Here is a 13,255-nt window from a genome sequence, read left to right on the forward strand (position 1 = left end):
CGCTTCCGGATTTTTGGCCAGAAGGAATATTCAAATAAAGCAATAATGTTTTGACAAATCGGCTCAAAATTTAGTCAAATCGTCGCAATTTGATTTGAAATTAATTAATTTGGCCACTTCAAGAATCTAAGGATAACTGCAGCGTTAAATTTTTACAAACTAAACTTGAAAAAGCTAATCACCACTACTCTTTTTCTATTTATTTTTCTGAACCTACTTAAGGCACAACCTTACTATTTTAGGCATTATCAGGTAGAGCAGGGGTTATCTTATAATTCGGTATTTAGCATTATTCAGGATTCAAAGGGCTTTTTGTGGTTTGGAACAAAGGATGGTTTAAACAGGTTTGATGGTTATAACTTTAAAATATTTCGAGCCAAGCCGGGTGATACCACCAGCCTCCGGAATAGTGTAATCAGAGCAGTTTACGAGGATGCACAAAAACAAATTTGGGTAGGTACCTCTAACGGATTGTATCAATATAATGATACAACACAGCAATTTAAAGTATTACCAATAACTCTAAATAAGGGCGTATGGGATATGAAGAGCTATGGTAATGGCGATGTTTGTTTTATTGTAGATCGCAGGCTTTATAAATTTAGCAGGTCTAAAAATGCTGTTGAAGAGTTTAGTAAGCATCAGGATTTTGAGGTAGCTGTAATCACTATTTCCAAAGATGGTACTTTATGGGCGGCATCACCGGATGGATATTTAAGACGGTATAATAAAGCCAATGATACCTTTACTGCATTCAATGTTTTTAAAGATTCAGCACCTGTCATTTCACATTGGATAGATAGGATTTATGCTACAGAATCCAACTCAATTTTGATTGCAACATCACATCAGGGGATAAAGCTTTTTGATCTTGCTACATTGAGTTATAAGGATATTTTAACTTTTAATAAGGATAAAACGAGCATTTTTGCGAAGAACTTTATTCATTACAGCGGTGATGAATATTGGATAGCTACCGAATCAGGTGTGTTTGTTTACAATCTAAAAACTGGTAAGTACACTAATCTGCGTAAAAACCCAACGGACCCTTATGCAATATCTGATAATGCGGTTTACACTTTTGCTAAGGATAAAGAGGGGGGTATTTGGGTAGGCACTTATTTTGGTGGGGTTAATTATTACCCAAAACCATTTACCTCTTTCAATAAATTCTTCCCTCAGAACAACAAGCGCTCCTTAAGTGGGAATGCCATTCGTGAGATATGTAATGATAAATATGGCAACCTTTGGGTAGGAACAGAGGACGTAGGAGTGAATAAGATATCGCCAAATGGTGATTTCAGCAGTTTTATTCCTGATGGCTCTAAAACCAGTATTGCACATACAAATATTCATGGTTTAAAAGCAATTGGCGACGAATTATGGATTGGGACGTTTGAACAGGGACTAGATATTTTGGACATTAAATCAGGTAAAGTTATCCGGCATTATGATATGGGGCCTGGTCCAACTGCCCTTAAGAGTAATTTTGTTGACTGTATTTACCAAACTCGTTCTGGTGAAATTCTGGTGGGTACTTCTATAGGATTACACCGCTACAATAAAGCTACCGATGATTTTAGTCTGGTTAAAGAGGTGCCAAAGGATTTTCATTACATGTCAATCACAGAAGATGCCAACGGAACCATCTGGACAGGTACCATAAGCAGTGGTCTCTTGTATTTTAACCCTAAAACCAACAAACAGGGTGTTTTTAGAAATGATCCCAGGAATGACAAAAGTCTTAGTGATAATTTTGTGAATAGCGTATTCGTCGCAGCTGATAAAACACTGTGGGTGAGTACTGAGGACGGATTAAATGAATTTAATTCTAAAGATAACACCTTTAAAAGGTATGGTACTAAAGACGGCTTCCCGAGTGATGTATTCTATAAAACAGAGGAAGACAAGGCAGGTAACTTGTGGTTAAGCACTGCTAAAGGATTAGTTTGTTACAATCCAAAAACCAAGAAGCTAAGGGTATACACTACCGCAAATGGCTTATTGAGCGATCAGTTTAACTATAACTCATCCTTTAAAGATGCTACTGGCCAAATGTATTTTGGTAGTGTAAACGGATTGGTCGCTTTTAATCCGGCTAATTTTAAAACAAATACTATTGTTCCTGAGGTTTATATTACAGGATTTCAGGTGTTTAATCAGGAATTGCAGATCAATTCAGAGGGCTCTCCATTAAAAAAATCCATTTCTTATACAGATAAGATCAATCTTAAATATGATCAGTCTACTTTTAGTATAGATTTTGCAGCATTGGCCTATACCGACCACGAAACAGCAGAGTACGCTTATAAACTGGAAGGTGTGGATAAGGAATATACCCACCTTACGAGGAATAGGAGGGTGTTCTATACAAAACTAAGTCCGGGTAAATACACGTTTCTTGTAAAAGGAGCTAACAGTAGTGGTGTATGGAATGAAACACCAAGAGAGCTTGTTATCGAAATATCTCCTCCGTTTTGGTTAAGTGGTTGGGCTTATTTGCTTTATGTAGTGATAGCTATTGCAGCAGTTTATGCCTTGGTTGTTTACACTAGCAATAAAATAAAGCTAAGAAATAAGAGGCGCATTGAGCAGTTGGAGAATCAAAAGGAAAGGGAGCTTTATGAAGCTAAAATAGAGTTCTTTACCCAGATAACCCACGAGATCAGAACACCACTTACCCTAATAAAGGGGCCATTGGAAACAGTGATTAAGAAATATGCGCCAGCACCTGATGTGCTTAATTACTTGCTTACAATGGAAAAGAATGCAGATAGGTTGTTAGATTTAACAAACCAGCTGCTCGATTTCAGGAAAATTGAATCTAAGGAATACAGTCTTAACCTGATGCAAAACAACATCAGTGAAATTTTAAGGGAGCACTATCTGAGGTTTAAAAATGCTGCCGAAGACAAGCAAATCCACTTTCAGCTCAACTTACCACAAACTGATTTTTATAGCAAAGCTGATGCTGAAGCGCTCAATAAAATTTTAAGTAACTTATTAAGTAACGCTATTAAATATGCTGAAAAGCGCGTGGATATTGTGTTGCAGGTGCCTCAAGAGGAGGGTAGCCAGTATGTAATTACTGTGAAAAACGATGGCTATCTGATTCCCGAAGAAATGAGGGAAAGGATTTTTGAATCTTTTGTAAGACTAAAAGAAACCTCAAACCAAATCGGTACAGGAATTGGGTTGGCACTTGCACGCTCGCTATCTCAATTGCATGGCGGTACCTTGGCATTTCTTGCAGATGAGAGTAATATGAACGTGTTTGAGCTGAAACTGCCATATTATCCTTCAAATGAAGCTATAGATGAAAAGCCAATTCAGCAGGAATTCATTGCATCTCCGATTTATGAAGAAGAAACGAGAGAAACTGAAAAGACAGCAGAAGAGGCGAAACCACTGATATTGCTGGTAGATGATAATGCAGACATTCTTCAGTTTATTGCAAAAGAGTTAAGCTCATCATACAATTGTATTACCGCTTCGAATGGTCAGATCGCGCTAGATGTGCTTAAAGAAAATGCAGTACAACTGATTGTTAGTGATGTGATGATGCCGGTTATGGATGGATATGAGCTATGTCGACAAATAAAAACAAATCTGGATTATAGCCATATCCCTTTGATTTTGCTAACTGCAAAAAGTGCTTTTCAATCGAAAATTGAGGGCTTGGAAGTAGGTGCAGATGCCTATATTGAGAAGCCATTTTCGCCACAGCATTTACAGGTTCAAATTCAAAATCTGCTGTTTAACAGGAACCAGTTAAAGGATTACTTTGTACGTTCGCCTTTAATCCATATAAAGAGTATTGCGCATACAAAGCCTGATGAAATCCTTTTAGAAAAACTAAACGATTTTATTCTTAAGAATATTGGGAATCGAGATCTTGATGTCGATAAGTTGGCCGAGACATTGAACATGAGTAGGGCAACTTTCTATCGTAAAATAAAGTCTATTTCCAATCTTTCGCCAAATGAACTGATCAATATTACCAGGTTAAAAAAAGCTGCAGAGCTATTGGTTGAGACAAATTATAAGATACAGCAAATCGCAGATCTTACCGGTTTTACCTCTCAATCACAATTGGGTAGGGCCTTTACAAAGCAATTTGGAATGACTCCATCAGAGTACGCTCAGAACAATCTGAAAAACTCATAAGCGGATGTTAATCATGCTTTCGTCGGGGAAAATTTCTAAATTAGAGAACCTAATTATCCTTTTATTATGCTCAGATCAATACTAGATAACGATTTCTACAAATTTACGATGCAGCAAGGTGTAATTCGTTTGTTCCCTGCCGCAAAAGCTCGATATGCTTTTATAAATCGGGGTAAACATTCATTCCCTGACGGTTTTGCTAAAGCACTGCGTGATGCCGTAAATGAAATGGCACTTCTAAAACTGAGCAAAGAGGAAAAGCACTTTTTACAAGTAAACTGCCCATATATGGATCCGGTTTATCTTGATTTTTTAGAAGGATACCGCTACAATCCGGAGGAAGTACACATTACACAGAGCGGAGATCAACTTGAAGTACATGTGGAGGGATTATGGTACCGGACAATTTTGTGGGAAGTTCCATTAATGTCACTTATCTGTGAGTTATTCTATGTACTTAATGATTCTCAAAGGATATCAAACGACGAGGTGATTAGCCATACTAAAGAAAAGATTGAGAATTATAGGCGTTTAGGAGTTACTGTAGCTGAATTTGGTACTCGTCGCAGGTATTCCTATCAGGTGCATAGGTTGGTGCTACAGTCGTTAAGCCAATATGGAGAAGGCTCATTTATAGGTACAAGTAATGTGCATATGGCTATGATTCATGGAACAAAACCAATAGGTACACATGCCCATGAGTGGTTCATGTTTCATGCTGCACGTTATGGTTTTAAAATGGCCAACGCAATGGGCCTGGAGCACTGGGTAGCAGTTTATCGTGGTGATTTGGGCATTGCCTTATCAGATACTTATACCACAGAAGTGTTTTTTAAACAGTTCGATAAGATGTTTTCAAAACTGTTTGATGGGGTTAGGCATGATAGCAGTGATGCATTGCTTTTTGCCGATAAAGTAATTGCGCACTACAACAGCATGGGGATCGATCCAAAAACCAAAACCATAATTTTTTCGGATGGCTTGAATTATGAAAAGGTGGCGCGTATTGTCGAGTATTGTCGTGATAAAGTTGGGATGTCGTTTGGAATAGGCACAAACCTTACTAATGATGCCGGACCTGCTGCAATGAATATTGTAATTAAAATGACGGAGGCTCAGCCTAAAGATGGGGAGTGGACAGAGGTCGTGAAACTTTCTGACGAGCATGGTAAGTACACAGGTACCGAGCGCATGATTAATCTGGCCAAAACAATTCTTGGAATAGATTAGCATTTATTTTACGCAACGAATTTGTGGTTATTTCTTTAAGTCGCAGGAAATTATCTAATTTTCCTACTTATAACGAACCAACCACATGAAACCAAAAATTTTACTTAGCCGCTATGTAGCGGTTTTTACCTTTGCTATTGCTTTTTGCGGTACAATCAACTCATTTGCTACTCCTCCTGCAAAGCAGATTTATCAGATTCTTGTTTATCACCTAAAAAGTAAGACACAGGAAGAAAGGGTTGATAAATACCTTTCAGAGGCTTATTTACCTGCTGCCCATCGTTCGGGTATTAAAACTGTAGGCGTATTTAAAGATGCTGGTATTGACACAGCAGTGGATAAAAAAATCTATGTATTTCTTGCTTTTCAGTCACTAAAACAATTTAGTGACCTATCGCAATTGCTAGCTAAAGATAAAGAACTGGCAATAAAAGGAGCTGACTATATCAATGCTGCTCATAACGACGCTGCTTTTGTAAGGAAGGAGTCCATTCTATTAGAGGCATTTTCAGGAATGCCTACGTTAAAGAAGCCTGTATTTACTAACGCCAAAAGTGAACGTGTTTACGAATTGCGTAGCTATGAAAGTGCAAGTGAAAAACAGCATGTAAATAAAGTTCAGATGTTTAACAATGAGGAAGTTGAAATATTTGACAGGATAGGAAGTCAGCCTGTATTTTATGGCGAAGTGCTTTCGGGAAGCCGTATGCCCAACCTTATGTACATGACCACTTATAGTGATAAAAAATCTAGGGAAGAACATTGGAAAACCTTTATCGACGATCCGAAATGGAAACGCGTATCGGCTTTGCCTGAATATCAGAATAATGTTTCAAGGAATGATACCCGTTTTCTTGTTCCAACAGAATACTCTGATTTATAAGTTTAATTTATAGCTATTATTTAATACTGGATATAAATTTTATGAATATAAAACGTACGTTTTTACTTGCTTTATTGACGGTTACAAGTAGTGTTTTTGCTCAAAGTAAGCACAGTAAAACATCCCGATTTAAAAGTTATAAAGGCTTGATTATGGCCGGCTATCAGGGTTGGCATAATGCACCCGAAGATGGCGCAGCTCGTGGTTGGTATCATTATCAATCTAAAGGTAAATTTGAACCAGGTAGTACAAATATAGATGTATGGCCGGAAACTGCCGAGCTGAAGAAAGTATACCAAACGCCTTTTGTGCTTGCAGATGGTAGTCCGGCATATTTGCCTAGTGCACATGATGCTTCAACCGTAGAAACTCATTTTAAATGGATGAAAGATTACGGGGTTGATGGAGTTTTTATGCAACGCTTCGTGGCCGAAATACGAGGTAAGTCAGGACGCAATCATTTCAATACAGTATTAGGAAATGCGTTGAAATCTTCTCAGAAGTATGGTAGGGCAATAGCTGTAATGTATGATTTATCTGGCACAAGGGATAGCGTTGATGTACCCGTGCTTATTAATGATTGGAAAAATCTGGTCGACAGCATGAAGATCACCAGTCAGGGAAATAATCAGACTTATTTGTATCACAATGGGAAGCCATTGGTAGTTTTATGGGGTGTTGGCTTTGGTGACAATAGAAAATATACGCTTAAAGACATCGATAAAATGATCGATTTTTTAAAGAACGACCCTGTTTATGGTGGTTGTTCTGTGATGTTAGGCGTGCCAACGTACTGGCGCGAATTTGGAAATGATACCGAAAACAACCCTTTGCTACATACAATTATTAAAAAAGCAGATATTGTTCATCCATGGACAATAGGAAGATACAGTAACGAAGCTTCTTATAACAGGTACTCGGAAGTTCAAAAAGGGGATATAGCTTGGTGTAAACAAAACAAATTGGATTATGTTGGGGTTGTTTTTCCTGGTTTTAGCTGGCACAATATGAATCCTAAATCGCCATCTAATCAAATCCCTAGAAACAGAGGGAAGTTCTTTTGGAAACAGACCTCTTCCGCTATAAAAAATGGTGTAGCAATGCTTTACGTAGCCATGTTTGATGAGGTTGATGAGGGGACAGCGATCTTTAAAGTGTCTAAGAATCCACCGGTTGGCGCAAGTACATTTGTCACTTTTGAGGAAGATATTCCTTCTGATTACTATTTATACCTCTCGGGCTATGCAGGTAAAATGCTAAGGAAACAGGTTGCTTTTACTGAAGATGTTCCATTGCCACCAAAGCAGAAATAATTTTACTAATTTCCCATTGTTAATCAATCAGGTCATTAAATGAGAATTACGTTAAGTAGAATCGGTTTCGCGTTGTTTTTTTTGTTGCTAGCCACAGGTTTGTGTTTTGCTCAGAAAAAGATTAAAAAGCAAGTAGTTTTGAGCGATCGGGAGTTTTGGCTACAACAAATGGACAAGATGGTGAGACCGGTACTGTACGATCTTTCTAAAGACAGCTTGAGGATAAAAATGCCGCAGGTAACCTCTAATACTTCAGATAATAAGGCACAAAGAATTCAAGTGCAGTATCTTGAAGTGTTGGGCCGGGTTTTGAGTGGTATAGCTCCTTGGTTACAGCTCGAAGACGGTAGTGCTGCTGAAAAAGTGCTGCGTCAGGAATATCGCGATATGGTTTTAAAGGGGCTAGCCAATGCTTTGGATTCAAATAAAAAGGATTTTATGCGTTTTGATGTAGCAGGTCAGCAATTAGTAGATGCCTCATTTTTGTCGTTTGCTTTTGTGAGAGCTCCCTGGCTTTGGGAAAATCTTGGCAAACAGGAAAAAGATCGGCTGGTTAATTCTATAAAAACTACAAGGAAATTTAAACCAAGCTTTTCGAACTGGTTGCTTTTTTCGGCAATGAACGAGGCTTTTCTGTGTAAATATGGATTTGAATGGGATCCGATGCGGGTTGATTATGCCATGCAGCAATTAGAACAGTGGTATGTTGGCGATGGACTCTACTCAGATGGACCTGTATTTGCTTTCGATTATTATAATAGTTACGTAATTCATCCTTATCTGGCATCAATAACTGAAATTGTTAATAAAAAGAATAATGTGTATAGCGGGTTAGCCGATAAGATAAAAAGACGTAATGAACGTTATGCGGTGATTCAGGAAAGGATGATTAATAGCGATGGTACCTATCCTGCTGTTGGTCGTTCTATCATCTATAGAGGTGCGGCTTTTCATCACCTCGCAGATATGGCATGGCGTAAAGCATTGCCAAAACAATTGAGTTCGGCGCAGGTACGTGGCGCGCTTACGGCGGTAATTAAAAGAACGCTTGAAAGTCCAACTACCTATAAAAATGGCTGGCTAACACTTGGTTTGTACGGAGATCAGCCTTCAATATGCGATTCTTACAACAATCAGGGAAGTCCCTATTTATGCACCAGCATCTTTTTGCCACTTGGTTTATCTCCTGAAGATTCTTTTTGGGCTGATGCACCTCAAAAATGGAGCTCCCAGAAGATTTGGAGTGGTGAGGATTTTCCGAACGATCACAGTGTTGACATCAGATGATAAAATGATTAAACTTTAGTATGTTTGCCCAAATATTAGGAACCTTCTAATTTTAGATCTATTGGCCTCTTGGTTTTGGTTTAAGGAAAATGACGGAAAGAGTAATACTTGTAGATAAAGACGATAATGAAATTGGAACAATGCCTAAGATGGAAGCTCATCTGTTAGGTAAGTTGCACCGTGCATTTTCGGTTTTTATCTTTAATAATAAAGGCGAGCTGCTGTTACAGCAGCGTGCATTAGAGAAATACCATTCAGGTGGGAAATGGACAAATACCTGTTGCAGTCACCCAAGATACGGCGAAGAAACGCTTGATGCAGCCAACAGACGCCTACAAGAGGAGATGGGGATGGTTTGTAAATTGGACTATGTGTTTAATTTTACCTATCATGCTGAGATGGCGGATGGCTTATCGGAGAATGAATTTGACCATGTTTTTTTTGGTTTAAGTGATGAAGTTCCTATTCCGGATCCTGCTGAAGTTTCTGCTTTCAGGTATGTGGATATGAAAACTTTGGAGCAGGATATTAAAGTAAATCCTGATATTTATACAGAGTGGTTAAAGATTTGCTTTGACCGTATATTAGAATATTATAACAAACGAAAAATATAAATATGATTATAGAGCCTAGAATGCGTGGGTTTATTTGCCTTACGGCACATCCAAAAGGATGCGAGCAAAATGTAATAAACCAAATCAACTATGTAAAATCAAAAGGTGAAATTGAAGGACCAAAAAGGGTTCTTGTAATTGGAGCCTCTACAGGATTTGGATTAGCATCGAGAATAACAAGCGCTTTTGGATCTGGCGCAGCTACGGTTGGCGTTTATTTTGAAAAACCACCGGCACCGGGTAAAACTGCTTCGCCGGGATGGTATAACACTGCAGCATTTGAAGAGCAGGCACATAAAGCCGGTTTATATGCTAAAAGTGTAAATGGTGATGCTTTTTCAACTGAAATTAAGCAAAAAGTGATTGACTTAATCAAAGCTGATTTAGGACAGATTGATCTTGTTGTTTATAGTTTAGCTTCTCCTAAAAGGGTTCATCCGGTTACAGGTGTTACTCATAATTCGGTTTTAAAGCCAATTGGAGAAACCACTTTTACCAATAAAACTGTTGATTTTCATACAGGGGTAGTTTCTGAAGTTTCAATTGCTCCTGCAAATGAGGAAGAAATTGAAAATACTGTTGCCGTTATGGGTGGCGAAGATTGGGGAATGTGGATTGATGAATTAAAGGCTGCAAATTTATTAGCTCCAGAGGCTATTACTGTTGCTTATTCTTACATAGGTCCAGCGGTTACTGAAGCTGTTTATCGTAAAGGTACTATCGGAAGAGCTAAAGATCATTTGGAAGCTACAGCTTTTACGATTAGTGATAAGTTGAAAGATATTAACGGAAAGGCATTTGTTTCAGTAAACAAAGCATTGGTTACGCAGGCAAGTTCTGCTATTCCTGTAATTCCTTTGTATATTTCTTTGCTTTATAAAATAATGAAAGCTGAAGGTACTCATGAAGGATGTATCGAGCAGATGCAACGTTTATTTGCTGATCGTTTATACAATAAAACCGGAATTGCTACTGATGAGCAAGGAAGAATTCGTGTTGACGATTGGGAAATGAATGCGGATGTACAAAGTCAGGTTGCAGCACTTTGGGCTGAGGCAACTGAAGAAACACTTCCTCAAATAGGTGATTTAGCTGGTTATAGAAGAGACTTCTTAAACTTGTTCGGCTTTGATGTTGACGGTATCGACTATACTAAAGATACTGACGAAATGGTTGCCGTACCAGGATTGGTATAAGGTTTAAAGCGCTTCTATAAGCGCTTAATCAAGCCATTCGTCATCATGAATTTATTTCAGGACCTCGCAGATGCTAGTTAAAACCGGCTTAAACGAGATCCTGAATTTATTTCAGGATGACGAATGGCTTTTTTGTTATTTGCTTTTTGCGCAAACGGTTGCAATAACTCATGCAAACGTTTGTTTGCTTTTTCTCCAAAATCCGCATTATTTTCTCTTAAAATAATTGATTAACATTGTGTTAAGGGATCATGTGCTTTCAAATCCAAGATAGTTTCTGGCCCTTAAGAACCTAAACACACAACTAAAACCAAATGTTAACCATGAAAACCAGTTTAAATAAGTGGCTGATGCTCGCTGTATTGTTAATGAGCTCATTATCCATGTATGCCCAATTCAATATTATCCCCCTTCCGGTAAGTATTAAAGAAAACGGAGCCTCATTTACTATTAATGGGCAAACAAAAATTTATTATGATAAAGGATTAAAACAACAGGCAGACTTGCTTTATGCCGCTTTATCACCGGCGACGGGTTATGATTTTGTAGTTTCAGATCAAAAGAAAGCTGCGAAAAATATCATCGTATTAAAAATAAGCAAAGGTGGCACCCCAATAGGTAAAACCGATGCACTAAACAAAGAAAGTTATAAGTTAAGCGTTAAAAATGATGTAATCACCATTGAAGGTAACAGTGCCGTTGGTGTTTTTTACGGGACACAAACGCTTTTGCAGATGCTTCCGGCCGAGATTTACAACAAACAGCTTCAAAGAAAAGGCGTTTGGAAAATTAAAGGTGCTGAGATTGCAGACGCTCCATCTTATGAATGGCGCGGTATGATGCTTGATGTTGCCCGTTATTTCTTCGGAAAGGATTACGTGTTGAAGTTCATAGATATGATGGCTATGTACAAAATGAATGTACTGCATTTTCACCTGGTAGATGATTCTGGATGGCGTTTAGAGATCAAAAAATACCCAAAACTTACTTCTGTAGGTGCCTGGAGAGGCGAAGGTACAGAGCGCACCGGAGGCTATTACACTCAGGAAGATATTAAAGAAATAGTGGCTTATGCTACCGCCAGAGGTGTTGATGTTATTCCGGAAATTGAATTACCGGCTCATGCTTTAGCATCAGTGGTTGCCTATCCTGATTTGTGCTGTACCGGCGAGCAATACACTGTTCCAACTCAACACTCAATTAGCAAAGAGATTTACTGTGTTGGAAAAGAATCGACTTTTGATTTTTTGGCTGATGTGTTTAAAGAAACTTTTGCTTTGTTCCCTTCTAAATACATTCATATAGGTGGTGATGAGGCCCAATATGATCGTTGGAAAACTTGTCCGCATTGCCAAAAAAGAAAGAAAGAGCTTGGTGTTAAAACTGAAAAAGAGATGCAGGTTTATTTTAACCAGCGCATTCAGAAAATGGTAAAAGCTTATAATAAAACCATTGTTGGTTGGGATGAAATCATTGAAGATGGTTTAAAAGAGAAAGCTGTTGGTATGATCTGGGCCGATTCAAAAAAAGCTTTTAAGGCTTCAGAAGCTGGTCATTATTCAGTAATGGCATTAACCGGCCATTGCTATTTTGATGTTGCAGAAAGTAATATTCCAGGTGAGGTTAAAGCAGCAACATGGTTGCAGCCAATCTCTTTGGAGAAAGTTTATCAGTTGAATCCAATGATTGAAGGTTTAGATGCTAAATATCGTCCGCAGATATTAGGCGCAGAGGCTACGTTATGGTCTGACCAGTTTATTCATGGTACTATACTTCAGGAAATTGCTGCGATCAATGAAAATCGTTCAGAGAAATATTTCGAATATTTAACTTTTCCAAGGATGTCGGCTTTGGCTGAAGTTTGCTGGACACCTCGTGAAAAACAAAGCTGGCCTGATTTCGAAAAAAGAATAAGAACTCATTACAAACGTTACGATAATGCAGGTTTTGGATATCGTGTGCCATTGCCTAAATTAATTGGTAGTGAAAAAACTGCAAATGGCTTTACTATAAAACTAGAAAAAGATATTGAAGGTGCGGAAATCAGATATACTACTGATGGATCCCGTGCTACAGTTTATTCTCCCGTTTATATCCAGTCGGTAACTGTACCTAAGTTGTCAGATTTTAGTGCAATTACTGTGGTAAACCGCAATCAATATTCACTTCCACTTTATTTTCCTGAGAAGTATGACAAGTTTAAAAAGTATGGTCAGTTGGTTGCAGAGTGGAAACCATCATCAGTAAAAGGGAAAGATTTTGGAACGTTTGAAATCAATGCTACCGGAAAAATCAATGAAAACGGTGAGTATGCGCTGTCATTCTGGTACACAGAAGGTCATTCGCGTTTAGAGATCAAATCTGTTGAGCTTTATAAAAATGGCGTTAAGATAGCTGAAGATGTTCATGATGGTTATACTGGAACAAGCCAGGAAAATAATGAATATAAATTTAAAGTTGATGCTTACGAAACTGGTGCAGCCTTTACAATGAAAGCTGTGGTAAGGGGAGATGTAGACAATGATTCGAATGGTGCTGTTTTTATTAAAAAACAGTAATTTCGTG

At 38.2% G+C, this 13,255-nt stretch carries 8 protein-coding genes; all 8 read left to right on the forward strand.

Features of this window, described 5'->3' with window-relative positions:
• Positions 1-165 precede the first annotated feature (165 nt).
• The 8 genes from HQN83_RS06530 to HQN83_RS06565 all read left to right on the forward strand — a co-directional run bounded on the left by HQN83_RS06530 (position 166) and on the right by HQN83_RS06565 (position 13,248).
• Entirely contained in the window at positions 166-4,167 is a 4,002-nt protein-coding gene (locus HQN83_RS06530; protein ID WP_173089521.1) for a hybrid sensor histidine kinase/response regulator transcription factor, read from the forward strand.
• Between the two features lie 66 nt (positions 4,168-4,233).
• Positions 4,234-5,397 (forward strand): nicotinate phosphoribosyltransferase, encoded by a 1,164-nt coding sequence (gene pncB, locus HQN83_RS06535; protein WP_173089522.1) that lies wholly within the window; start codon positions 4,234-4,236, stop codon positions 5,395-5,397.
• A gap of 85 nt (positions 5,398-5,482) precedes the next feature.
• Positions 5,483-6,280, forward strand: a complete 798-nt coding sequence (locus HQN83_RS06540) for an NIPSNAP family protein (RefSeq protein WP_173089523.1) — start codon at positions 5,483-5,485, stop codon at positions 6,278-6,280.
• Between the two features lie 41 nt (positions 6,281-6,321).
• Positions 6,322-7,593: a glycoside hydrolase family 71/99-like protein gene (locus HQN83_RS06545; RefSeq protein ID WP_173089524.1), complete on the forward strand. Its 1,272-nt coding sequence runs from the start codon at positions 6,322-6,324 to the stop codon at positions 7,591-7,593.
• 39 nt (positions 7,594-7,632) lie between these two features.
• Positions 7,633-8,880, forward strand: coding sequence for a DUF2264 domain-containing protein (locus HQN83_RS06550; RefSeq protein ID WP_173089525.1), 1,248 nt, complete (start codon positions 7,633-7,635; stop codon positions 8,878-8,880).
• 89 nt (positions 8,881-8,969) lie between these two features.
• On the forward strand, positions 8,970-9,494 hold the full coding sequence (gene idi, locus HQN83_RS06555; RefSeq protein ID WP_173089526.1) for an isopentenyl-diphosphate Delta-isomerase: 525 nt from the start codon (positions 8,970-8,972) through the stop codon (positions 9,492-9,494).
• Between the two features lie 2 nt (positions 9,495-9,496).
• Positions 9,497-10,690, forward strand: coding sequence for an enoyl-ACP reductase FabV (gene fabV / locus HQN83_RS06560; RefSeq protein ID WP_173089527.1), 1,194 nt, complete (start codon positions 9,497-9,499; stop codon positions 10,688-10,690).
• Between the two features lie 323 nt (positions 10,691-11,013).
• Positions 11,014-13,248, forward strand: a complete 2,235-nt coding sequence (locus tag HQN83_RS06565; protein WP_173089528.1) for a beta-N-acetylhexosaminidase — start codon at positions 11,014-11,016, stop codon at positions 13,246-13,248.
• Positions 13,249-13,255: the final 7 nt, after the last annotated feature.

This window comes from Pedobacter foliorum (assembly GCF_013266735.1).
In the GTDB taxonomy this organism is placed as follows: domain Bacteria; phylum Bacteroidota; class Bacteroidia; order Sphingobacteriales; family Sphingobacteriaceae; genus Pedobacter; species Pedobacter foliorum.